The following is a 26,175-nucleotide window of genomic DNA, read 5'->3' on the forward strand; positions in this document are numbered from 1 at the left end:
GCAAAACTACAAAAAATAACAACTCTCTCTTCTTCGTTCTTCACTTTATTGATGTATAATCTCATCAAAATCAGCTTCCAACTCCGTATTGGTACGAAAATCCCAAAGCGTAAGGCTGCGAATCTGATAAAAGTAATACCAATAATAATATAGTTCGGAAATATGCTTCTGCCTTGCCGCATCTTTCGAATTTTGTGCATCGTTGAGGTCGAGTGTATTAATCTTACCTATCAGAAAGGTCTCAATGCTGGTTTTATAGCGTTGCTGGGCAATAAGGTCGGCTTCTTTGGCGATTGCCAACTGTTGTGCCTGATTGTTGAAATGCTCCACCAACAAAAAGATGTCCTGATTGAAATTCATCTGTTCCTGGCGGATTCTTGAAAGCACCACATCGCGGTTGCTCTTGGCTACGCGCACCTTGCCCCGCCGTTTGCCCCAGTCCAAAATAGGTATTTTAACACCCACCTGCACAATCTGGTTGTCTTGGAGATTCTCGTAAACGGTAGGGAAGTTACGGTTTTCTCCGGTATATCCCACGCTGGCAAAAAGGTCGATGCTGCGCAACTTGCCCCGCGCGGCAGCTACTTCATAATCAGCTTCCAACTGCCGGCGGCGGATATTCTGTGCAAATGAGTTGCGTTCGAGCGCTTTGCTCAGTACCTTATTATATTCCATCCCTCCGATGTCTACGGATTCGGGAATGACGGGGCGTAGCATTTCTTCCTCCCCCATCCCCAAGAAGGAGCGAAGTTGGAACATCTTGGCGTTAAGACCGCTCTCGGCTTCGGTCACGGCGGCTTTTGCATTCAAGGCAGAGAGTTTGAGTTGCAGAAGTTCGTTTTCGGAAATCTGTCCCATCTTCCGTTTGGCAAGTGCCACTTCGTAGAGATGGTCGGCGTTCTTGCGGTTCTGCCGGGCAGTGCTCAGATTCTCACGTGCCAGCAGCAAATTGAAGTAATAAGTGATGGTTCGCATCGTCACTCCTTCGGTAGCGGTAATAAAGGCTGCCTTTGCTTCGGCATAGCGCACCGGCTCAATACGTCTGTTCCACTTGATGTTGTTTACGCCAAAAATAGGTTGAACAAGTTTCAAGGTCACCGGCACGGACATAAACTGGCGACGACCGCCGGAACCGAGTTGTTTCAAATAGTCGAGCGAAGAGGTCAGAGAGAGTTTTCCTCCGGTCAGCCAAATGTTTTGGTCGATGGAAAGCTCTCCTGAAAGCCCCAACGCGCTGTTGCGGACAAAACTGTAGGAACCGTCAGCATTCTGATAAGAGCTGTACGACTTGTTGTAATTGGGCAATGTACCGGAAAGATTGACTTCGGGCAACAGGTCGGCACGGAAAGTACGATATTCCCAATAAGCAGTTTTCAATTCGTTCAAGGCAACCGCCGCATCGACCGATTGCAAACGTGCCAGCGTAATGGCTTCACTGAGGGTTATCTCCCTTTCTTTCCGTGTCTCTTCCGTTTGTGCCGGCAGTGCCGACGGAAGAGAGGAGATGGCTACGGTAAGGATTAACAATATCTTTTTCATGCTCATTCTACATTTATTTGGTACATATATGGAATTTGTATTTATTCATCGTGCAAGGCTTCGGCAGGAAGAGTACGGCTTATTCTGTAAGCAGGAATAAAAACTCCAAGCAAGACAACGGCGAGAATGACAACATAGACAATGAAGGAGACGGCTATATAATGTAGCCAGAAATTATTAATCCAAAGCGAAGGAACTAAAGAACCACGTTCATACCAGTTTCCTACCGACAGCCCGTATTGCAAATAAATCAGACAGCCGACCAACCAGGCAAACGAAGCCAATAAAGCAGCTTCACCCATCAACAGCCTACGTATGTTGCCGGGCGTTGCCCCATAGCTCAGCATGATTCCCACTTCCCCGCGGCGGCTATTGGTCTGAAGCCAAAAGGCACCGGTAACCCCTAACGCCAAATTGATAAGGAAGAAAAGAGCCAATATCAGATTCATCCGATATTTATTGGTGACACCCGAACGGTATTCCAGCATTTCCAACTGTTGCCGGTAATTAGAAACGTTACGGACATACAGATTGCCGGCTTTCAGATGACTGCTTGCCCATGTACGAAAATCATGCAGGAACAGTTGTTCGGAAACATCGGGACGCAGGCGAATCAGAAAATAACCGTCGCGCAATACATCTTCCGAACAAATGGATAGTTGCGGCTCGAAAAACGAATACATCCCCTGTTCGTAAGTGCGGAAACGTACTTTCCCTACCACCCCCTTTATCGGGCAGACGGTGGTATCCTCCGCATTGAAGTAGTTTTGATACAACCGCTTTCCGGTCAGCCTGCCCATCTTCGGCAACTCGTGTAAAAGGTCGGCAGACACTACAAGGTCATTGTTCTGATAGTCGGCTTCGTCCAACTCCTTCAATGTCTTTCCTTCATACGCCTTGAAACCAAATGTCTCAAAAAATCCGGTATGGGGTATAAAATAAGAGAGAGAGGCATTCAAAGAGAGTGTGTCGTACTTATAAGTATTGGAACAGCTTCCACCCGAACCCGGAAAGGCAAAAGTAACGAGCGGCGCCGCACTCCGCACACCTGGGTAATCACGCAATTTGTGCAGCATACGAAACATATTTTCCATTGTATGAAGAGAGTCCGACTCCTCTTCGCTATAACCGGGATCGGAGGAGGGCAAACTGCCGATAGAGGCAATCAGCAATCCGTCGGGGTCGTATCCTAAAGGCAACGCCCGGTTGTAACTTAATACAAAGAGAGGATCGGTGATGTACCAAGTCAAGACGGTAACCAATATCAGTTCGGCAAGCAACCATGCATTCCGCACTCTCCGCGCCCAAAGATTTTTTCGTATAAGTTTCAGCATCATAATCTAAATTTTTACATACTTATTTCTGTTCATTCAGCGATTCAACAATCGGATGGTTTAAGGCATTCCATGCAGGTATCAGTGCTGATATCAAATTCAGCAACAGGCAGAACAAGGCCGCCACTGCAAAGACCGTCGGAGCAAACAACATATCTACTCCCATTCCCAAATCCGCTCCTTCGGGTGGAATGAGGGGAAATGGTTCAAACAGGCTGAATATCGTATGTCCAGCCCAAGTCAGTACAATCCAAGCTATTATCAGCCCGAAAGCTGTCCCCAAGCCGGTAAGCAGCAGATTCTCGCCGATAATCTGCACCAGCAACCGGCTGCGGGAAGCTCCGAAGGCCTTGCATACTCCCAGGTCGGGCAACTGGCGTTGCACGCGGGCGGAAATCATACCACCCAAATTGAAAGCCGGAACGAATAGCAAGACCATGAAGACACCGACAAACGTCCATATGACCTTGCCCCAATCGATACTGGTATCTCTTTCATACCGAAACACTCTCTGCCAATAAGGTTCGGGCTGTTCCGTCAAATCCAACTTCCAGCCCTCACCCGTATCCGATGCATTGAATTTGCGGACAAGTTCCTGCACTTCGTCTCGCACATCGGCCGTGCTTGCCGACTCTTTCAGCAACAGATAAACACTATAATGTCCCAGGGCCCAGTGCATCCCTGCCTTATCATATCCGTCGCGGCAACTGTAAGGAAGATATACCTGCGCATAGGAGTCGGGCGTAAGAAAACTGCCGCTCCTTACCACTCCCGCCACTTTCACATCGGTATAGTCCAACAAGAAGGTTCGGCCTACCACCCCTTTGGCTGTCCCGAAAAGTTGTTGCGCATAAGTGTCGGTCAGTACTACATTGGGGAGGCCACTGCGGCGATCGGCTTCGGTAAACGGTTTTCCTTCGAGAAAGACCAAAGGAAAGACACGGAAAAAATGTTCGTCCGTATATCTTGCATACGTGGGCAGTTCTTCCTTGCCGTTTGTCACCCGTGCATAGCGCGTGCCGCTTACGCCCGTACACGCCTCCACACTCTTCAATGAATAAAACCATTCTTTCAACATTGCATAACTAACGCCGGAAGAATGCAACATATCTTCCTGTCTCATTTTCACGGACTTCACCACTAAGGTACGCATCCTGTTCGTCTCCGGATAAACAGGTGCCAAGCGTACATAATAGACAATGGCGATAATCATTGTCATGACGATGGAAGTCCCTGTTCCTACAATATAAAGCGTGCTGAAAAGCGGATGCTGTTTCAACAGATTCCACGCTTGTTTCCAATATACTCTGATAGTCATTGCTTTACTTTATTTGTTTTTAAATGATTATCCGTTATCTTTCTCCATCCGCCACACGCCGTTTTTTTAATACTAATAATCAAGCAGTTACAGCGCATATATGCGCTAAGTACAGGAGATATAGATGCTGGAGATAGGATATATAGATGCTGCAAGTAGGACATATATCCCGTAGAAATGGGATATATATGTGCTGCGATTCGGTGATACATCAGGCAAAAATGGCCGATAATCATCGCTTGCTATCATTATCTTTAAAATGGAGAATACCTGTGTTCATTGCACTTGCCGTCCGTCAAAGAAACGGATGGTACGTGAGGTCTGCTTCGCCTGTTCTTCGTTGTGGGTCACCATTACGATGGTACGCCCGTCTTCTTTGTTCAAGCGGTGAAGAAGTTCCATTACTTCGGCTCCCATCCTCGAGTCCAAGTTGCCCGTCGGTTCATCGGCAAGGATTATTTCCGGATTGCCGATAACGGCACGGGCGACAGCTACGCGCTGGCATTGACCGCCTGAAAGCTGTGCCGGAAAGTGGTTCATCCGGTGGCTCAGCCCCACCTTCTCAAGCACTTCGCGAGCCAGCCGCCGGCGTTCGCTGCCGCTGCAACGACGATAAAGCAGAGGTAACTCTACGTTGTCAATCACATTGAGCGAGTTTATCAGGTGAAAAGACTGAAAGACAAAGCCGAGTGTCTTGTTGCGAAACGCTGCCAGTTCTTTGTCTTTCATCCCTTCCGTACAGGTTCCGTTTATGGTGATTGTGCCCGTTGTAGGTTTGTCGAGCAGCCCCATCATGTTCAGCAAAGTAGATTTTCCGCATCCCGAAGGCCCCATCACACTCAAGAATTCGCCGCGCCTTACTATCAGATTCACATTCTCCAACGCTACAGTTTCAATCTCGTCTGTACGGTAAATTTTGGAAAGAGAGGTTAATGTTATCATAATTTGTTCGTATTTGGTCTATTTCAATTTCAGTTTGCCTTTATTCCGATAAGTACTCATATCGCTCACCACCACCCGGTCGCCCGGTTTCAGTCCGCTCACCACTTCTATGTAATCAAAGTTCGAATCGCCCAACTGTACTTTGCGCTTCACCAGTTCGCTCTCCGAATCGCAGACAAACAGTTCGTATTCGCCACGACCCACATAGAAAGAGCCGTTGGCAATGCGCATCACGTCCTCTTTTACGGCGTTCATCACGTAGACGTCCGTCTTCAATCCCGACCGCAGCCGGTGGTGGTTGTCCTCTTTCAACTGTATGCCGAACGAGATAACGCCATTCTTTGAAAGCGGCGTCACACTGCTGATGGTTCCTTCTAACTTATCGCCGCCCATCTTCACCAACGCCCTTCCGCCTGCCGACACACGGTCGCCATAGGTATCGGCAATCTCGCCCTCCACCTTGAAGTGGCTCAGGTCGGAGATAACCGCCACCTGTTCGCCTTGCGAAATCTGTGCGCCAATCTGATTATTAATATAGGTAAGGATAGCCTTGCGGGGAGAGCGGATTTGCGCATCTTCAAACGTACGCTTCATCTCGGCAAGACTCTTGCGGAAGATGTTGAAGTCGAGTTCCTGCACTTTCAGTTCGGCAGCCGCCACTTCCTGTTCGTTTTTATATCGCTGGCAGAGTTGTTCGTATTCCAACCGTGCCACATCATAGCTCAGTTCTGCCTGGCGCACTTTATCCGTTGTGCCTGCCCCGAGACTGTCAAGATAATGTTCGTTGCGCAGTTCCACTTTCATCCGGTCGAGCTTCATGGCAGATACTTTTATCTGCATCGCCATATCAGAAAGTTTGGTCTGGCTGTTGACGCGGAGCTGGTCGAGCTTATAGCGGCGCATCTGCTCTTCGTCCAGCAGTTTCCGATATTGCGTCTCCGTACTTTGGAGGTCGAGCTTGAGGATGGGTGTGCCTACGCCTACACTGTCGCCTCCTTTTTTGTAGATTTCAAGGATGCGCGAGTGGATGGGCGAATTGATGATTTCTTCGAAAGCGGGAACCACTCTTCCCGATGCGCCGATGCTGACTTCAATCACTCCTTTGTCTACCGTGGAGAGCACAAGGTCTTTTTCGGCCACTCCTGTCCGCGTCAGGGAGATAAGCACGCCGACAACTACGACTACCGCCACTCCCACAAGAGAGTAACGAATGATTTTCATGTTACGCTCTTTCTGACGAACTTGCTTGGGTATTTCTCTATCCATATACGATTGCTTCTAATTTTATCATACAAGTAGTTTATTCGGGAAACATTCATACCAAATCCGTGCCAAAAGCATAAACAACTGAAAACAAGGGAACAAAGAAAAAGAAAGGGTGTCCGATATCGGACACCCTGTACGAATTTGTCATCTACCCGCCGCAACAGCTTACCGCAGGCGCAACCTGTCTCCTATCTCGGGAACGTAGTCGGCGTCCTTGCGGTTCATCTTATACAAGCTACTGAGACGGATACCGTATTTCTGAGAAATGCCGTGCATGGAGTCGCCGTCTTTCACGATATACACGGTATGGGGCTTCGAAGCCCGTTTCTTTTTCGTTTTAAGATAGATGACATCCCCCGCACGTAGCGTATATTCACGGTGAAGGTCGTTGTACTTCACCAGTTTCTTCCAGCCGATGCCCAACTCCTTGCCCAAGTTCTGGAAGGTATCGCCGCTACGGGCAACGACATAGGCGATATCGTTGGCTATGTAAATGCGGTGGGGATTGAGCAGCCAGGGGTTCTTTTTCAGTTTGCGTTCGGAGTAAGCACCTTTACGGTCGTATTTATAGAGGTCGTAATCTTCGATAATCGTTATCAGACGGTTGGCGTATGAAGGGTCGGTAGCATAGCCCGCCTTTTTCAATCCGCGCGCCCAGCCTTTGTAATCGGTAATATCGAGCTTGAAGAGAAAAGCATAGCGCGCCCCGCTTCTGAGAAAGGCGGAATGGTCTTCGTATGAATCGCGCGGATGCTTGTAGGCACGGAAACATTCGTTGCGTGCATCGTCGTCGTGATGCACCGTACGTCCGCGCCAACTACTGCCGCATTTGATACCGAAATGATTATTGCTCTTTCGTGCCAGTTGGCTGTATCCGGCGCCACTTTCCAAAAGCCCTTGTGCCAGAGTGATACTGGCGGGAATCTTATGAAGTTTCATCTGTTCGACAGCCAAGTCGTTATACCTATTTATATATTCGATGTAACGGGCGTTCCGTTTCTGCGCCTGCACTCCTGCAGCAAAAAAGAATACGAGTATTAAAAAGAAAATCTTATGCAATCTGTTCTCCATTTTCATTCAAATGTGGATTATGGGGCACAAAAATCTGAAAAATAATTGGGATTATCAATCTCTTTCCTAACTTTGTGACATTTATTAATAGAAACAAATACCTCTACGCATATGAAAGACCTCATAATTACAGCAGTTATTAAAGTATATCAGTATGACGAATTGGATGAGGCCGACCGGGCACTCATGAAAGCCGCCACGGATGCAACAACACGCAGTTATGCTCCTTATTCACATTTTTCGGTAGGCGCTGCCGCACTGCTGGCCGACGGAACCGTAGTGACGGGAACCAATCAGGAAAACGCCGCTTATCCGTCGGGGCTTTGCGCGGAACGAACGACTCTGTTCTACGCCAACTCGCAATATCCCGAACAGCCGGTGGTTGCTCTCGCCATTGCCGCAAGAACGGAGAAGGACTTTATAGACTCGCCCATTCCGCCCTGCGGTGCTTGCCGCCAAGTGATTCTGGAGACGGAGAAACGATATGGGCAGCCCATCCGCATCTTGCTTTACGGCAAGACGTGCATCTACGAGATAAAGAGCATAGGCGATTTGTTGCCACTCTCCTTTGACGCTTCAGCCATGGAGGAATAACCATGCTGCAACAGTATCACACCAAACTGAAAGGAACGCTTGCACTCACGGATTCCTATGCGACTGAGACTGCTTTGCAGAAGGAAAAAGGACTTTACAAATTCATATGGGTACGCGACGGGAACATCACAGTCGACATAGACCATCAGGAGACGGCGCTCAACAAAGATGAAGTGATTTCACTGACTCCCCTGCAATATCTCGACTTCAAATCAATCGACGGAGAATACCTGACTTTGCTGTTCAACAGCAATTTCTACTGCATCTACGGCAACGACCATGAGGTATCGTGCAGCGGGTTCCTGTTCAACGGCTCGTCGCATCTTATCCGTTTCACGCTGAACGAAAACGAACGCAGTGAACTGAAGGCAATCGTCGCAGCACTGGCAAACGAGTTCACCGTTGCCGACAACTTGCAGGAAGAGATGCTGCGCATATTGCTGAAGCGGTTCATCATCCAATGTACGCGGATTGCGCGCAACCGCATGAATATCACCCGCGAAAAAGAGTCGGGGTTTGAGATTGTACGCCGATACTACAATCTCGTTGACGAGCATTACCGGAGGAAGAAGCAGGTGCAGGATTATGCGGATATGCTGCACAAGTCGCCCAAAACCCTGTCAAACATCTTTTCAGCCTGCAAACTGCCCTCCCCGCTCCGCGTGATTCACGAACGGGTGGAAGCAGAAGCCAAACGCCTCCTGCTCTACAGCAACAAAAGCGCCAAAGAGATTGCCGACATCTTAGGGTTTGAAGACCAGGCTTCTTTCAGCCGTTTCTTTAAAAATATGACCGGACAAAGTGCCTTACAGTTCAGGAATATATGTGCTAAGAACACATTGTAAATAGAAAAGGCTTTCAATCGTTGCATTGAAAGCCTTTTTTCATACAGCCAACCGCAATTCAAGAGTCAATCCACCCGCAACAAACTTCCTGTCGTCTAATAACAAACTTGTCCGCAACCAATAACCAACTTCCGATTTTCCAACAACAAACTATAAATGAAGCCTTTGTTTTTATAAACGAAGGCTTCATTTATAAAAACGAAAGTTGCATTTATATAAACGAAGGCTTCGTTTATAGATTGCAAACGGTGCAACAGAACTTTACCAGCCGTTGACCGGAACTTCTCCATCAATAGAAAAGAACTTTTCCCTTGACATTCTGTGCATCATTTGCGGTCGGTCGGGCCAGCGATTGCCGGCGGCTGACCGGGAGCATCCGAAGCGCTGAAAAAATATTTCCGCCAAGACTGTATGAGATTCCACCGGAAAGTGTTACCTTTGCGCCCGAATTGAAACCCTTATACATACTTACTCCAATGAGAATATCTAAGTAAGACAACACTTTTCTGTATAAACATCACTTTCTCAATATACTTTTTCCATCTCGTTAAGCATCACGGAATCCGTGTTGTTTAGTCGGTATTGTGTTTGTCCTCCCGCCTTTCCTGCGATTATCACTTACTTTTTTTTAAATCTTCACACCCCAAAAACAACAAGACAGCCATGCCTATAAGTATTCAACAAATCAGCTATATCCATCCGGACAAAGAAACACTGTTCGACAACCTCAACTTTGCCATCGGCAAAGGACAGAAATTAGGATTGGTCGGAAACAACGGCTGCGGCAAATCGACCTTGCTGCAAATCATTGCCGGACAATTATCACCGTCTTCCGGTGTCATCGTCCGGCCGGACGACCTTTATTACATTCCGCAGCATTTCGGACAATACGATTCGCTGACCATCGCCCAAGCCTTGCACATAGACACGAAGCAACAAGCACTGCACGCCATCTTGGCAGGAGACGCCTCAACGAAGAATTTCACACTCCTAAATGACGACTGGAACATCGAAGAACGCTCCGCAGCCGCCCTCGATTCGTGGGGAATAGGACGCTTCACACTCTCCTACCCGATGCATCTGCTCAGTGGTGGCGAAAAGACGCGTGTCTTTTTAGCGGGCATGGACATCCACGCCCCCTCTGCCATCCTTATGGACGAACCGACAAACCATCTCGACATTGCGGGCAGGCAGCGCTTGTATGATTGGGTGGAGAAGTACCGTTCGACTCTGTTGGTAGTGAGCCACGACCGTACGCTGCTCAATCTGCTTCCCGAAATCTGCGAACTGGAGAAGCATCAAATCATGTATTACGGCGGCAACTACGAATTCTACAAAGAGCAGAAAGCCTTGATGCAGGAAGCCCTGCAACAGCGCATCGAAGAAAAAGAGAAAGCCTTGCGCATAGCCCGTAAAGTAGCACGCGAAACGGCCGAGCGAAGGGACAAACAGAATGTGCGTGGCGAGAAAGCCAATATAAAAAGAGGAGTCCCACGCATCGTACTGAACGGATTGCAAAGCAAATCGGAGAAAAGCACCGGCAAACTGACCGCCGTCCATCAGGAGAAAGCCGAAAAGCTGACCGACGAACGCAACCGTCTCCGTGGTTCGCTCTCGCCAACGGCTACGCTAAAGACCGACTTCAACAGTTCTTCACTGCACACGGGCAAAACGTTAGTTACAGCCAAAGAGATAAACTTCGGTTATCCTGCCGATGCGGACGGCAACAACCTGCCGGAACAACGCCTTTGGCAGACTCCCGTCAGCTTCCAACTAAAGAGTGGCGACCGCCTCCGCATAGAAGGAACCAACGGCAGTGGAAAGACGACTCTGCTGAAAATCATCACCGGACAACTCCATCCGCAAGAGGGGACTCTCACACGGGCAGATTTCTCTTACGTCTATCTCAACCAGGAGTATTCCATCATCGACAACCGGAACAGTATTCTCGGACAGGCTTACGCTTTCAACAGCCGGAACCTGCCGGAACACGAGATAAAAATCATTCTGAACCGTTACCTGTTTCCCGCTTCCGAATGGGATAAATCCTGTAGGAAGTTAAGCGGCGGCGAGAAGATGCGGCTCGCTTTCTGCTGTCTGATGATTGGCAACAATACGCCGGATATGTTTATCCTGGACGAGCCGACTAACAATCTGGATATACAGAGCATTGAAATCATCACCAAGACTATCAAGAATTATACGGGTACGGTCGTTGCCATTTCGCACGATAACTATTTCATTCGGGAGATAGGTATCGGGCAATCCATCGCACTCAGTTAATCTGTTGATATTTTATCTGATAAAGTCTCAAATATCAATACGGTTTTTTATAACTTCGCAGCGCGAAGAAAAAGAATAAAAATAAAATGAGTCAAACAACGCAATCATGGTGGTTTGTCTTTTATAAAGACCAACTACTTCTTGAAAAGAAAGGGAACGGCACATTTGCCCTTCCTTGCGGAAAAATTCCGCCTATCGTTATCAAAGAAAAAACTACGGTACATACTATCACAACATTGGAGGGAAAGAATTGCAAATCTTTCTCTCTGCCCGCACCTATCGAAGAATCAGAGCGATATATAATGATCGGACTTCGTGCTTCTTATGAGTATCTCCCGTTGACTCATTACCAGACAGCAGGAAAAGCGCACGAGATTCTGCATTGGGACAGAAACAGCCAGTTCTGCTCTGCCTGCGGCACTCCTATGGAGCAGAAAGAGAACATCATGAAACGTTGCCCGAAGTGCGGAAGGGAAGTATATCCGTCCATTTCAACCGCAGTCCTCGTCTTGGTGAGAAAAGAAGATTCACTACTCCTGGTCCATGCCCGCAACTTCAAAGGAACATTCAACAGTCTCGTTGCCGGATTTTTGGAAACCGGAGAGACACTGGAAGAATGTGTAGCGCGTGAAGTGAAAGAGGAAACCGGACTGGACGTGAAGAATATCACTTATTTCGGCAATCAGCCTTGGCCGTATCCCAGCGGGTTGATGGTCGGTTTTATTGCAGATTATGCCGGAGGGGAAATAAAACTCCAGGATGAAGAATTAAGTTCGGGCGACTTCTACACAAGAGATAATTTGCCGGAACTTCCCCGAAAACTGAGCCTTGCACGGAAGATGATTGACTGGTGGATAGAAAGTAACAATGAATAATCCAAACATGGAAAACATTATCAAGCCGTTTACGTTCTGAATCTTAAATACTTTTTTAATCTATGTGAATTTTTTTATCGGAGAAAAGCCGTACTTTTGCAGGCAAAAGTAAAAACGACTTATACCGTGATTCACACACTGACTTCTCTACGTATATTTTTTGCCTTGATGGTATTCGGGGCTCATTGCTATGTTTTAGACTCCAGCTTTGATGCCCATTTCTTCAAAGAGGGGTTTGTCGGAGTGAGTTTCTTCTTCGTTCTTAGCGGATTTATCATTGCCTACAACTATCAGGAAAAACTACTGGTAAAAAGTACTGCCAAACGTACTTTTTGGATAGCACGCATTGCCCGTATCTACCCACTGCATCTGCTGACTCTCTTAATAGCCGTATGTATAGGAGGATACGTACAATACAGAGACACGGTGGACTGGCTCAAGCACTTTGTAGCTTCCACCTTCCTATTACAGCCTTTTTCCCGTCCGCCGACTATTTCTTTTCTTTCAACAGTCCTTCATGGAGTTTGGGATGCGAACAGTTATTCTATTTTTGTTTTCCGCTTGTTATCCCCTTTTTGAATAACAAACGAAATTTGCTTATCACTCTTTTTATCTGCCTTCTCCTTATGCTGGCAGGCATGTATATGACACCTGATGAACAAATCAAGGCATACTGGTATGTAAATCCGATAACCCGTCTGCCGGATTTTCTTGTGGGAGTTTTACTCTACCAGTTATACAAGTCGATACGCAATAAAAAGATTTCTTATTCTACCGGAACATTATTGGAAACAGGAGTGATCGCTTTCTTTCTTCTTTTCTATTTCAGTGCCGCATTTATTCCCAAAGTATATCGTTATTCCTGTTATTACTGGTTGCCCATCTCCTTATTGATACTCATTTTCGCTCTACAAAAAGGAGGTATTTCCCGGCTGTTGTCTAACCGTTTCTTAATTATAGGCGGAGAAATCAGTTACAGTTTCTACCTGATACATCTTTTCATCATACTTACATACTCTAAAATGGCAGCTCTTTATCAATGGCCTACACAATGGATGATAAGTGTTCCTATTATCCTTTATACCACTATTGCACTTAGCCTGTTATCCTACTATTATTTTGAAAAGCCCGCCAACAAATGGGTAAAACGAATATTCACTAAAAAACAATTATAAATCAACACCATGGAATTATCAACGAAAACACCACGAATTGAGGTAGTAGACGCTCTTAGAGGTTTTGCCGTTATGGCTATCCTCCTGGTACATAACCTGGAGCATTTTATTTTTCCGGTTTATCCGGAGTATTCTCCCAAGTGGCTAACCATTTTAGACAATGGAGTATTCAATGCAGTATTCTCTCTGTTTGCGGGAAAATCTTATGCCATATTCGCTCTGCTCTTTGGATTTACTTTCTATATTCAATCGCATAATCAGAAACTGAAAGGAAAAGATTTCGGTTATCGTTTTTTATGGAGAATGGTTTTACTGGTTGGATTCGCAACATTGAATGCAGTCTTTTTCCCGGCGGGAGACGTACTTCTTCTATTTGCAATAGTCGGCCTCATATTGTTCACCGTACGCAAATGGAGCGACAAAGCCATTTTGATTACTGCTATTATATTCTTGTTGCAACCTATTGAATGGTATCACTACATTGCCAGTCTTTTCAATCCTGCCTATACGTTACCCGACTTGAAAGTCGGAGCCATGTATGCCGAAGTAGCCGAATACACGAAAGGTGGAAACTTTTGGGATTTCTTTATAGGTAATATCACATTAGGACAGAAAGCCAGTTTGCTGTGGGCTGTTGGCGCCGGACGCTTCTTACAAACGGCCGGATTATTCCTGGTCGGTTTGTATATCGGACGCAAAGAATTATTCGTCACTACCGAATCTCATCTGAAATTCTGGATAAAAGCACTTATCATTGCGGCGATCAGTTTCGCTCCGCTCTACTCGCTGAAAGAACAGATTATGCAAAGTGACAGTAGCCTGATTCAAAATACAGTAGGCACCGCTTTTGATATGTGGCAAAAATTCGCGTTTACTATTGTACTGGTAGCTTCTTTCATCCTGCTTTACCAGAAAGACAAGTTCAAGAAAGCGGTTTCCAATTTACGTTTTTACGGAAAGATGAGTTTGACAAACTACATCTCCCAGTCTATCTTGGGAGCTATCATCTATTTCCCATTCGGATTCTACCTGGCTCCCTATTGCGGATATAGCATCAGCTTACTAATCGGTATTATTCTTCTTATACTGCAAGTACAGTTCTGCAAATGGTGGTTGTCCAAACATAAACAAGGGCCGCTGGAAACGATATGGCACAAATGGACTTGGATAGGAAACAAGAAATAACGGAGAGATACCTATAAAAATAAAGAAAGCAGGCCACGAAATACACTCAAACCACAAACGAACAATTTATGAATATGAAACTGAACGTATCACTCTAAAGCATCAACAAAACATGTGTATCCGCAGCCTGCGGGTTGAAATTGAGATGATGCCAATACAACAAGATTTCCCCAAGAATGATTAGAAAGTCGGCTTAAAGAATGCAAAGGAATCGAAAGAACTGTGCTAAACCGGGCTAAATGCCCAAAAACAGGGGAAATCAAGACGATACACAGATAAAAAGAAGCGCCCCTATACTCTTCAAAAAGACTATAGAAGCGCTATTTTATGATTGTCCTATTCTGAAACTATCAGCAGAAACTGAATCAGATGCCCAATGACTTCTTCACTGCTTCAATCTTTTCCATTGCGGCAGATTCGGCAGAAGCATAACAATTGCGGCAACCCATTTCGCCCTGAACTTCCATATAGAACTTAATCTTAGGTTCTGTACCTGAAGGACGGACAGAAACTTTGCTACCGTCTTCTGTGAAATACTGAAGAACGTTAGATGATTCCGGCATATCGATTGCAATTACATTTCCTTTGTCATCTGTCTGCTTCAAAGTCTTGTAGTCTTTGCTCAGGATTACTTTAGAACCACCCAATTCTTTCGGAGGATTGGCACGGAAGTTCTCCATCATAGCTTTGATTTCTTCAGCGCCGCTCTTACCCGGTTTCACAACGTTTACAGTAAATTCTTTAGAGAATCCGTATTCTACGTAGATGTCCAGCAACAATTGATACAGCGACTTGCCGTTATCTTTTGCCCATGCAGCAACTTCGGCAATCAAGCAGCAAGCTGATACGGCATCTTTATCGCGAACAAAGTCTTCGGCAAGGAAGCCGTAGCTCTCTTCACCGCCGCCGATGTATTTCTGTTTGCCTTCGCGCAGACGGATTTCACGTGCAATCCATTTGAAGCCGGTGTAGCAGTCGAGCATTTCGATGTTATTCTTATCGGCAATCTTCTTGATAAGCTCGGTAGTAACGATGGTCTTCACGCAGAATTCATTACCTTCAATCTTGCCCAATTGCTTGTACTGAGTCAGGATATAATAAAGGTACATCATACAAGTCTGGTTACCGTTGATAAGTACCCATTCACCTTTGTCGTCCTTGCAAGCAATACCCACACGGTCGGCATCCGGGTCGGAAGCCATAACGAGGTCGGCATCGATTTCCTTAGCCAAGTTCACAGCCATAGAGAGGGCTTCCGCATTTTCCGGATTCGGAGAGATGACAGTCGGAAAGTTACCGTCTTTAATCATCTGCTCGGGAACGGTGGATACGTTTTCAAATCCCCACATCTTCAATGCACGCGGAATCAACATCATACCTGTGCCATGAATCGGAGTATAAACAATCTTCATATCTTTGTGGCGAGCGATAGCTTCCGGATCGATAGAAACGGTTTTCACTTTATCCAAATACACCTTATCGACATCTTCACCGATAATCTGAATCAAATCGGGATTGCCCTCGAACTTGATGTCGGCAGCAGAAGCGATAGCGTTTACTTCGTCAATAATACCCTTATCATGCGGAGCCAGCACTTGCGCACCGTCGTCCCAATAAGCCTTGTAACCATTGTATTCTTTCGGATTGTGAGAAGCAGTCAGGATAATACCGCTCTGGCAACCGAGGTGGCGGATAGCAAAAGACATTTCCGGAGTGGGACGCATATCCTCAAACAGATACACTTTAATACCGTTGGCAGAGAATATATTGGCAGAAGTCTCCGCAAACAGGCGGCTGTTGTTACGGCAGTCGTGTCCGACTACAACGGAAATCTGCGGCAGGTCTTTGAAGTTCTTTTTCAGATAGTTGGAAAGTCCTTGTGTAGCAGCGCCTACCGTATAGATATTCATACGGTTGCTGCCTACGCCCATGATACCGCGCAAACCACCCGTACCAAATTCCAGGTCTTTGTAGAATGCTTCAATCAGTTCAGTTTTATCATCGTTCTCCAACATACGTTTCACTTCCGCCTGAGTTTCGGCGTCGTAAGCCGGGGTCAGCCATTTTTCAGCTTTCTCAGTGACCTGTTTAATAAGTTCCTGATTTTCCATTTCGATTGTTATTTATAGGGTTAATGAATTTATTGCTATATTTCTTAAGCACACAAATGTAAAATAATAAGTTTATAATTCCTATTTATTCCATTCTTATTTTACCAAATATCTGTCGCCGGTCTGTTTCACATATTCCTGCAAGAACTCTTTCGGATAACCGGGACGAACCACTCCAGCAGGTTGTCCGATGGCATTACGTTCAAACTGTCCGTCTTTCACACGCTTCACTATTCCATCATTATATTTCACAATCAAGAAAGTTCCTAATTGTTTCCATGTGTCGAAAGTACTTTGGGCAGTCATATTAGTGTAGTTTGTCAAGAATTCCACCGCTGCTTTTTTATCTTTCTGCAACAGTTTGGCTGCCATCTCTTCAATACCTTGCTGTGCGTTGTTGAAGGTTGTTTCCATCTCCTTCTGCGCTTCGCGCACATCGCCAATCATCAAGTCGTAGCGCGGATAAACCATATTAGCTACCCAGTTGAAAATCCAGAAAGCCGAATTCCAGGAGAAGGTAATATAATCGGCTCCGTCCACACGCGTATAACATACCGGCGCTTTTGTGGCACAACAATAGACGGGAGTAAATACTGCCATATTCGCATCGTCTACACCAAACCAAAGTACGCCTCCTATCGGGTCGGGCATATTAGCGCGCATTTGTGCAACAAATACAAAGCCGCTCTGTTGGGTAGAAATAGGTCGTTCGTTGAAGTATTCTTTTCCGTCCACCTCAAAGTTAAGGGGAGAAAGACGATAGGGAGTTTTGTAAGGACCTGCGCCGAAATCATTGGAAATATCAAGCGGAGTGCCTTCGTAATGGTCGCGCATCATATCCTTTATATCTTGTACGGAGAGCTTCTGTTTCGGTTTTACGAACAGGGGCATCGGAGTGTCTGTTTTTCCTTCGATATAAGGAAGATACTCTTTTCCATAGTCTGTGTATTTATTGAAAAAACTCCATACACGGGCTTCACAGAAACGGCGTGCACCGAAATCGAGGGGTGCATATGCACGCGAAAAACTGAAGTCTTTGTTCACTCCGTCGAAATAACCTTTCTCGCGTGCAAAAGAGATAACGTCGGGAGAATACATACAGTTTTCCTTGTCGTTCATGTCAAACTGATGGATACGGGCCTGGTTGGCATGAGCCGAAATACAATCGTCCGGCACACGTACAGCCACCCATACCGCTCCACGGATACCGGGACCTTTGCCAATCATCTCCATAATCCATATTTCGTTCGGGTCGGCGATGGTGAAAGATTCGCCACTGCTGTAATAGCCGTACCGTTGCACTAAGTCAGTCATTACCTTGATGGCTTCACGGGCAGTACGCGAACGCTGCAACGTGATATAAATCAGGCTTCCGTAGTCAATGATACCTGTAGAATCCGCCAATTCGGGACGACCGCCGAATGTCGTTTCACCAATCGTCAACTGATATTCATTCATATTTCCGGTCACGTTGTAAGTCTGCCGTGCCTGTTCGATTTCTCCCAAATATTTACCCGTATCCCATTCATATACTTTCATCATGGTTCCTTTCGGATAAGTAGCAGCCGGATAATGATAGAGTTCTCCGAACAGTCCATACGAATCGGCGGAATAGGAAACAATGGTCGAACCATCGGCAGAGGCGTTTTTGCCGACTATCAGATTAGTACAAGCGAAGGTATTCGCCACAGCCGCTACCAGTATGGCGGCACACAAAAGCATTCTTTTCTTTATCATATATAATTCACTTTTAATAATTACCACATAAAAGTTTCTTGGGATACGGTCTTATTTCCGCAATTATCGGTCACTGTAAACTCAACGGTATGCTGCCCGCCTTTCTTCACGTGCTTCGAGTCAAGTTTGCACTCCCAATAAGGTTTCACAATATTAGGCCGCCCGAAAAGTGCGTACTTTCCGTCAATCGTACCCCGATAGGAAGCAATACCAGCGCCTTCGTCTTTCAACCGATAGACAACCTTTCCGTTTCTTCCCCACTGATTTTTATTGACAGGAATGATTTCGGGCGGTATCGTATCAACGGCAACAGTGTAAGTCCCCAATTCACGTACAAACGCTTTCATACAACCATCCTGATACTTTCCGCCTACGCTATATTTTTTTCCTTTCACAGTTACGTGCACCATATAATATTTGGTAGTGTCCGCCATCGGTTTTCTGCGTAAACCGATACAGAGTTCGCATCCCGCATGAAGCGGAACAGGCTTATCGTTTATCTGATAAGTAAATGCTACCGCCCCGCTATCAGCCTTCACCTGATAGTTGAGAGGAACATCATCATACAACATCCCTTTCGGAACAACCAGACTCAATCCCGGTTCTTGCAAATAATTCGTCTTATCCCAAGCAAAAAAATACTTCTCCCGATAGTTCAACGGTTCAACCAGCTGATTCCGCCCACGGACGATAAAGCCATATTTGGAAGTATTGCCGAAAGCATCTTTCAGAGTGTACAAGAACCGATAATCCCGCTCTTCGTCAATCGTCACCAAACCACGATTATCATTCGACACTTTCAGCAGACGCAATGTACTGCCCGGGTCAAGAAAAGATTTCATATATTGCCCGCACGTCCAGGAATTTATCATTCTGTTTTCTTCCTGCGAAAAGCGGTCGACCGTACTGCGGAACACCTCATTGCCATCCACCGTAAGCACTACCGAATATACTCCATACCGGTTATTGGTGCCGTCCATATAGTCATACGCTTTGATACCCGTACCTATCACTCCCCATGCTTCTACCGACTGTTCACTGTTCGGAAGTATGGTTTTGGTTTCCTGTTTACCATCCACCACCCCTTTGCCCGGCTGCGGGAAAAACATAATACCCTCGGCTTTGGGGGCACGCGTATCTTTTATCTTTGATTTGAAGAAAGGCATCGGGTCGATATAATCCCCCGATTCGGTTTCAAACACATCCAAGTGAAGATGCGGGCCAAAAGAATAACCTGTATTCCCGCTCCACGCTATCTGCTGACCGCCTTTCACCGGATATTCGCCCGGTTCGGGAACAATCTCCACTTCCCAGCTTTCATTCTCATATTGAAGTTTTTTCACTCTTTCGGCAATAGGGGAAATAAAACCGTTCAAATGCCGGTTGATGGTAGAATAACCGTTATGATAACAAACATCGAGTACATATCCCGAACCGTTAGTGACGCGGATACGTGAAATATAACCGTCGGCAAGCGCACGGACAGGTTTGCCGATTGCTCCACCTGTCTTAAAATCCAACCCGCCGTGAAAGTGATTGGAGCGTATCTCTCCGAAATTTCCGCTCAAGGTAAGAGGAAAGTCAAAAGGTGACACAAAGGTAGCAGGCTTCTTTTCTTGTCCGTAAACTCCGATACAACAAATCAGCATCCAAACAGTGATACATTGTTTAATCATTCCATTCGCTTTTTACTCTCCGCAAATGTACGCTATTCCCACTAAATTACGAAATATCCGGATAGGAATGATGCTTATAAAAGCTCGTTAATAATTCTTTTTATTTTCAATTCCTCGCTTATTTAGAATCATTATGTCATTTATATTTGTACTTTTGCAGCCATTTTATTAATTACAAATTAAAATAGAGTGCTTAATGAGAATGTATGTAAAAGTAATGGCAGCGGTCATTGTATGTCTATTGGGTAGTGAAATATACCCTGTATTTGCAACTTCCCCTGCCACAGAAAGTCAAAGTTGGTTCAAAAAAAGGAAGAAAACCGAAGTAAAAGAAGAAAAAAATAAAAGTGACTACGAGAAATTGCTGGAAGGGAGTCAAACAACCTCAGGTATGTTTACCGTACATCAAAAGAAAAACGATTATTATTTTGAAATTCCCACCTCTCTTTTAAGACGTGATTTACTGGTAGTCAATAAACTGCAAAGAGTACCAGCCGAACTGAACGAAGCTGGTGTAAACCGTGGAGTGAATTACGAAAATCAGATGATTTGCATGGAATGGGACAAATCAAGCGGCAAACTGATGTTCCGCCAGCAACGTCCTCTGCCCCTGGCACCGCAAAATGATGCCATATACCGTTCGGTAAAGGATAATTTTATTTCACCACTCATTGCCGCATTCAAAATCGAGGCTGTCAACGCAGACTCTACGGCGTTGGTCATCAAGGTGAATGATATTTATGACGGTACGGAAACCAGCATCAACAATGTATTTACCAATATCAATTTAGGTACTTCAGCCATCAAGAACTTATCACGTATCCTTTCTATCAAATCTTTCTCAAATAACGTAGTGGCAACTTCCGAGTTGACTACCCGGGTGACAGAAGGAACTACCACTATATATGTAACAGTGGAAGCCAGCTCTTCTCTTCTTCTGTTGCCGGAGACACCAATGACGGGACGTCTCGACAATCAGAAAGTAGGATACTTCACTAACCCGTTGCTAAGTTTCAGCGATGCGCAACAAAGAACGGATAAAACGCAGTATATCACACGCTGGCGCATGGAACCCAAACCAGAAGAACGGGAAGCCTACCTGAAAGGCCAGATAGTAGAGCCAGCTAAACCAATCGTATTCTATATTGATAATTCGACTCCTTACCAGTGGCGCCCATATATCAAAAAAGGAATTGAAGACTGGCAGGTAGCTTTTGAAAAAGCCGGCTTCAAGAATGCGATTATTGCTAAGGAAGTGACAGATAGTATGCATATAGATATGGATGATGTCAATTACTCCGTAGTGACTTATGCTGCATCGGAAAAGAAAAACGCAATGGGACCTTCTCTGTTAGACCCGCGCTCGGGGGAAATACTGGAAGCTGACATTATGTGGTGGCACAATGTACTCTCCATGGTACGCGAATGGATTACAGTGCAGACAGGAACCGTTTGCCCGGAAGCCCGCAACGTACAGTTGCCCGATGCTTTGATGGGTGATGCCATCCGTTTCGTAGCCTGCCACGAAGTAGGTCACTCTTTGGGATTGCGCCATAACATGATGGGGTCATGGGCTTTCCCGACAGATTCGTTACGTTCGGAAGCCTTCACCTCCAGAATGAATTCTACAGCTTCGTCCATTATGGATTATGCACGTTTCAACTATGTCGCCCAGCCGGGAGACGGTGTGAAAGTGCTCTCTCCACATATCGGCCCTTATGATATGTTTGCTATCGAATACGGTTACCGTTGGTATGGAAAGAGTACGCCGGAAGAAGAGAAAGAACTTCTGTATGATTTCCTTAGCAAACATACAGATCGTCTCTACAAATACAGCGAAGCGCAAGATGTACGTGATGCCGTAGACCCGCGTGCACAGAACGAGGACTTAGGAGATGACCCCGTCCGTTCGTCTTTACTCGGTATCGAGAATCTGAAACGTATCGTGCCGCAAATTGTCCAATGGACTACCACCGGAGAAAAGGGACAGACGTATGAAGAAGCATCCCGCCTTTATTATGCCGTTATCAATCAGTGGAACAACTATCTGTATCACGTACTTGCCAATATCGGCGGTATCTACATCGAGAACACAACCGTAGGAGATGGTGTCAAGACTTATACATTCGTAGAAAAAGAGAAACAGCAGGCTTCACTGAAATTCCTGATGGACGAAGTACTGACTTACCCCAAATGGCTGTTTGACACAGAAGTGGGAGAATATACCTATCTGCTCCGCAATACGCCAATCGGTCCGCAGGAGAACGCCCCTACTCAGATATTAAAGAATGCCCAGGCTTATATTCTTTGGGATTTGCTTGGCAACAACCGTCTGATGCGTATGATAGAGAATGAATCCGTCAACGGAAAGAAAGCTTTTACCGTAGTGGAACTGATGGACGGACTGCACAAGAACATTTTCGGCGTTACCGAACGAGGAGGTATCCCCAACGTAATGGAACGTTCGTTGCAAAAGAACTTCCTGGATGCCTTACTTACCGCTGCCGCAGAACCGGAAGCTGTGAAAATCAACAAGAAGATTGCAGACGAGCATTTCTTGCTTGACCATGCCACTCCTTTCTGTAGCTGTCATGCAGCCGAACAACGTGCGCTCCGTCAAGGAGAACGAATGGGTGCTCCGCGTGTACTGAACTTCTACGGTAGCCAGCTCAACCGTATCTCAGATGCCATCTCCGTAAAACGCGGTGAGCTATTACGCATCAAGAAGTTATTGCAGAATCGTCTCGGAACATCCGATACGGCTACACGCTACCATTATGAAGATATGATTTTACGTATTAATACTGCATTGGGAATTAAGTAAACAATTCTATTAATTAAAAAAGATCTTACCATTAATGAGAATCAAATTTTTGTGCATTATTATATGCTTATTTGTGAATGCACTGGCTTTTGCCAGTGCAGCCAACCGTACTATTACCGGTGTCGTAATCTCCGGCGAAGACAATGAACCTCTAATCGGTGCTTCCGTTTATGTCCATGCAGACGATTTGAAGAAAGCCAGAGTATCACAGACTTCTTTAGGCACTATCACCGATATGGACGGCAAGTTCTCCATATCCATTCCGGAAAAGGTGACCCGCATTCATTGCAGTTATATCGGTTTTGAAGAACAGGTTGTTACATTGCAAGGAGACAAAAAGAGCTACCGCATCGTGCTTCAAGCATCGGCTCATGCGTTGGCAGACGTAGTGGTAACGGGTTATCAGACATTGGAACGCAGAAAACTGACTGCCGCCATCTCAAAGGTTGAATTATCAGATGCAATGGTAGGTGCCACCAAAAGCATCGACCAAGCATTGACTGGCCAAATCGCCGGTGTAGCGGTAACAAATACATCCGGTGCTCCGGGAGCTCCGGCAAAAATCCGCATTCGCGGTACCGCTTCATTGAATGGAACGCAAGACCCGTTGTGGGTATTGGACGGAATCCCTTTGGAAGGGACGGATATTCCTAAGATGGACTCCAACTCTTCTGACAATGACATCGTTAACATCGGGCAATCGTCCATTGCGGGAATCAGTCCTAACGACATCGAAAGCATCACCATCCTGAAAGATGCTGCCGCAACAGCCATTTATGGTGCCCGTGCTGCCAATGGGGTAATTGTAGTTACTACCAAACGCGGAAGAATCGGAAAGCCTGTTGTAAACTTCAATACCAAATTGACTTATTCTCCTAATTTGGATACTTCACGGCTCAACTTGCTGAACTCGGAAGAGAAAGTAAATCTGGAACTCCAAATGATGAAAGAACAACCCTTCGACTATGGAGGATGGGGATTCGTATTCTATCCTGTATATCCAGAAAAAGGTGGAGTAGTCAACATTCTACGAAAATATGAGCTGCTGGATACTTACAGACAAAACGGTTGGGAAGGACTTACCCCGGAAGTTCAGAATGAAATCAACCGATTGAAGAGTATTAATACCAACTGGAACGACATACTGTTCAGAGACGCATTTACTCAAGAGTATAATTTAAGTATCTCCGGAGGTAGTGAAAAAGTCACTTATTATAACTCTCTGGGCTATACCAAAGAGAACAGCAATGTGCCCGGCGTGAGTCTGAGCCGTTTCAATTTAACAAGCAAGACCAACTATCAACTCAACAAACTGCTTAAAATAGGTATTTCTATTTTCGCCAACAGACGTAAGAACCAAACCTTCATGACAGACTCTTACGGACTGACCAACCCTGTGTATTACTCACGTATAGCCAATCCCTATTTCGAACCTTTCGACAGCAATCATAACTATTTATATGACTATGATGTAACGGGCAGCGAAACAGATGAAAAGAGAGGGTTCAACATCTTTGAAGAGCGTCAAAACACCAGCAAAGAATCAATTAATACTGCCCTCAATTCCATCTTCGATGCAGAACTGCGATTCAACGATCAATGGAAACTGACCTCTCAAATCGGTATCCAATGGGAACAATTGTCGCAGGAGGAATATGTAGGCCTGAATAGCTTCAATATGCGTAATATGCGCGAAGACAATACCTACTATAAAGACGGAGTACGCACATATGTCATACCGGAAGGCGGAATGCTCAAGACAACCGGCGCCACTACCTCACAAATCACGTGGAAAATGCAAGGAGAATACAAGAATACATTTCGCGATATCCATGACATACAAATAATGGCAGGATCGGAAATCCGCAAGAACTGGTATGAGAACCATGCATCTACAGGATATGGATACGACCCAAAGACACTGAATTTCAGAAACCTGAATTTCAAGAACGAAACACAGGCCAACGAGAGCAGGTGGAAACTGAAGAATGAAATCAGAAGAGAGAATGCTTATGCTTCTTTCTTTGCAAACGGTTCATATTCATTGCTGAATCGTTACACATTGGGAGGAAGTATCCGTATGGACGGTTCCGACCTGTTCGGAGTAGATAAAAAATATCGTTTCCTGCCTATCTATTCGGCCAGTGGTTTATGGCGTTTATCCAACGAACCTTTCATCAACCAAAAATGGATTGACAATTTAGCCCTCCGGTTATCATATGGTATACAAGGCAACATCGACAAGAATACTTCACCGTTTTTAGTAGGAACTTACAAAAATACAAGTATTCTGCCGGGAGAAACATACGAAGATTATATTACCATCGACAGTGCGCCAAACAGCAAATTGCGCTGGGAAAAGACCACATCCTACAACATCGGACTGGATTTCGCTGTTCTGAACCAAGCCATCAACCTGAGTGTGGACTACTACTATAGAAAAGGTACCGACCTTATCGGCTATAAACTGTTACCGTTAGAAAACGGTTTTGAAAGCATGGCCATCAACTGGGCAAGTATGTCTAACAAAGGTATAGAAATCAATCTGCAAACCCGTAACATCACGACCAAAGATTTCTCTTGGTACACTTCCTTTAACTTTGCTTACAATCAGAATAAAGTGCTGAAAGTCATGACCCAAAAGAATCAAGTGACTCCGAGCCTGGAAGGATATCCGGTAGGTGCAATTTTTGTTTTAAAGACCAAAGGAATCAATCCGGAGACAGGACAAGTCATGATTGAAAATAAAAACGGCGAAGCGGTGACAGTAGAGGAGCTTTTCAAGATGACATCCAGTGGTAATAACGACGGACAATACAGCATAGGTGCAGAGACCGAAGAGATACGAGGATTCTACACCTATGCAGGAACGGCCGATGCTCCTTATACCGGTGGTTTTATGAATACATTCAACTATCGCAACTGGGAATTGAACCTAAATCTCTCCTACAACATAGGTGCAAAGGTGCAGACTACTCCTTCTTATTACATAGCCGACTTAGATCCGGGAATCAATATGAACAGGGATGTTTTGGACAGATGGACGCCCGAGAATAAAAACGGAACCTTCCCGGCGTTGGCAACGTATCATACAAACCCTGCCGACTACTACTTATTCGGCAGCCGAAGAGACCTCTATAAATCACTGGATATTTGGACGAAAGAATTAAGTTACATACGTTTGCAGAACATACGTCTTGCCTACCGTATGCCTGCGGAATGGCTGCAAAAAGTAAAGATTAACGGAGCAACAGTAGGTGTGGAAGCCCGCAATTTGTTTGTGTTCGGTTCAAGTTACAAAAACTATATGGACCCGGAATCCATGAGTAATCTCTACTCTACCCCTATTCCCAAATCGGTTACTTTCAATCTTAGTCTCAACTTCTAAAATAGGAAATGA

General features: G+C 45.5%; 15 protein-coding genes and 2 pseudogenes. 8 read left to right on the top strand and 9 right to left on the bottom strand.

The window, feature by feature from the left end:
• Positions 1–45: 45 nt before the first annotated feature.
• The 6 genes from QZ331_RS05585 to QZ331_RS05610 form a co-directional block, all read right to left on the bottom strand.
• Positions 46–1,539 (bottom strand): TolC family protein, encoded by a 1,494-nt coding sequence (locus tag QZ331_RS05585; protein WP_294628792.1) that lies wholly within the window; start codon positions 1,537–1,539, stop codon positions 46–48.
• A 41-nt stretch (positions 1,540–1,580) separates the two neighbouring features.
• The gene (locus QZ331_RS05590; protein ID WP_294628794.1) at positions 1,581–2,876 is read right to left on the bottom strand and encodes an FtsX-like permease family protein; all 1,296 of its coding nucleotides are present in this window, start codon (positions 2,874–2,876) and stop codon (positions 1,581–1,583) included.
• A 19-nt stretch (positions 2,877–2,895) separates the two neighbouring features.
• Positions 2,896–4,191, bottom strand: a complete 1,296-nt coding sequence (locus QZ331_RS05595) for an ABC transporter permease (RefSeq protein ID WP_294628796.1) — start codon at positions 4,189–4,191, stop codon at positions 2,896–2,898.
• A gap of 276 nt (positions 4,192–4,467) precedes the next feature.
• Positions 4,468–5,133 carry an ABC transporter ATP-binding protein gene (locus QZ331_RS05600; protein WP_294628798.1) on the bottom strand — a complete coding sequence of 222 codons (666 nt, stop codon included), beginning with the start codon at positions 5,131–5,133 and terminating at the stop codon, positions 4,468–4,470.
• A gap of 18 nt (positions 5,134–5,151) precedes the next feature.
• Entirely contained in the window at positions 5,152–6,399 is a 1,248-nt protein-coding gene (locus QZ331_RS05605; RefSeq protein WP_294628799.1) for an efflux RND transporter periplasmic adaptor subunit, read from the bottom strand.
• Between the two features lie 165 nt (positions 6,400–6,564).
• Positions 6,565–7,470 (bottom strand): glucosaminidase domain-containing protein, encoded by a 906-nt coding sequence (locus QZ331_RS05610; RefSeq protein ID WP_294628801.1) that lies wholly within the window; start codon positions 7,468–7,470, stop codon positions 6,565–6,567.
• A 111-nt stretch (positions 7,471–7,581) separates the two neighbouring features.
• Here QZ331_RS05610 and cdd point away from each other — a divergent pair, with 111 nt between their 5' ends.
• The 6 genes and pseudogenes from cdd to QZ331_RS05640 all read left to right on the top strand — a co-directional run bounded on the left by cdd (position 7,582) and on the right by QZ331_RS05640 (position 14,427).
• Positions 7,582–8,064, top strand: coding sequence for a cytidine deaminase (gene cdd, locus QZ331_RS05615; protein ID WP_294628803.1), 483 nt, complete (start codon positions 7,582–7,584; stop codon positions 8,062–8,064).
• A gap of 2 nt (positions 8,065–8,066) precedes the next feature.
• Positions 8,067–8,909: a helix-turn-helix domain-containing protein gene (locus QZ331_RS05620; RefSeq protein WP_294628805.1), complete on the top strand. Its 843-nt coding sequence runs from the start codon at positions 8,067–8,069 to the stop codon at positions 8,907–8,909.
• Positions 8,910–9,572: 663 nt separating this feature from the next.
• Positions 9,573–11,192 carry an ABC-F family ATP-binding cassette domain-containing protein gene (locus QZ331_RS05625; protein ID WP_294628806.1) on the top strand — a complete coding sequence of 540 codons (1,620 nt, stop codon included), beginning with the start codon at positions 9,573–9,575 and terminating at the stop codon, positions 11,190–11,192.
• Between the two features lie 80 nt (positions 11,193–11,272).
• Positions 11,273–12,067 (top strand): annotated as a pseudogene (gene nudC, locus QZ331_RS05630) (NAD(+) diphosphatase); the annotation flags it as partial.
• Between the two features lie 126 nt (positions 12,068–12,193).
• Positions 12,194–13,242: pseudogene (locus tag QZ331_RS05635) on the top strand (acyltransferase).
• Between the two features lie 9 nt (positions 13,243–13,251).
• Positions 13,252–14,427 carry a DUF418 domain-containing protein gene (locus QZ331_RS05640; RefSeq protein WP_294628808.1) on the top strand — a complete coding sequence of 392 codons (1,176 nt, stop codon included), beginning with the start codon at positions 13,252–13,254 and terminating at the stop codon, positions 14,425–14,427.
• Between the two features lie 365 nt (positions 14,428–14,792).
• Here QZ331_RS05640 and QZ331_RS05645 read toward each other — a convergent pair whose 3' ends face one another.
• The 3 genes from QZ331_RS05645 to QZ331_RS05655 all read right to left on the bottom strand — a co-directional run bounded on the left by QZ331_RS05645 (position 14,793) and on the right by QZ331_RS05655 (position 19,951).
• Positions 14,793–16,538, bottom strand: coding sequence for a phospho-sugar mutase (locus QZ331_RS05645; RefSeq protein ID WP_294628810.1), 1,746 nt, complete (start codon positions 16,536–16,538; stop codon positions 14,793–14,795).
• A gap of 96 nt (positions 16,539–16,634) precedes the next feature.
• Positions 16,635–18,275 carry a C69 family dipeptidase gene (locus QZ331_RS05650; RefSeq protein ID WP_294628812.1) on the bottom strand — a complete coding sequence of 547 codons (1,641 nt, stop codon included), beginning with the start codon at positions 18,273–18,275 and terminating at the stop codon, positions 16,635–16,637.
• A 20-nt stretch (positions 18,276–18,295) separates the two neighbouring features.
• Positions 18,296–19,951 carry a M23 family metallopeptidase gene (locus tag QZ331_RS05655; RefSeq protein ID WP_294628814.1) on the bottom strand — a complete coding sequence of 552 codons (1,656 nt, stop codon included), beginning with the start codon at positions 19,949–19,951 and terminating at the stop codon, positions 18,296–18,298.
• Positions 19,952–20,147: 196 nt separating this feature from the next.
• Here QZ331_RS05655 and QZ331_RS05660 point away from each other — a divergent pair, with 196 nt between their 5' ends.
• Positions 20,148–22,775 (top strand): zinc-dependent metalloprotease, encoded by a 2,628-nt coding sequence (locus tag QZ331_RS05660; RefSeq protein ID WP_294628816.1) that lies wholly within the window; start codon positions 20,148–20,150, stop codon positions 22,773–22,775.
• 34 nt (positions 22,776–22,809) lie between these two features.
• Positions 22,810–26,163: a SusC/RagA family TonB-linked outer membrane protein gene (locus tag QZ331_RS05665; protein WP_294628818.1), complete on the top strand. Its 3,354-nt coding sequence runs from the start codon at positions 22,810–22,812 to the stop codon at positions 26,161–26,163.
• Positions 26,164–26,175 lie beyond the last annotated feature (12 nt).

Origin of the sequence: uncultured Bacteroides sp. (assembly GCF_910586915.1) — a bacterium.
GTDB lineage: Bacteria > Bacteroidota > Bacteroidia > Bacteroidales > Bacteroidaceae > Bacteroides.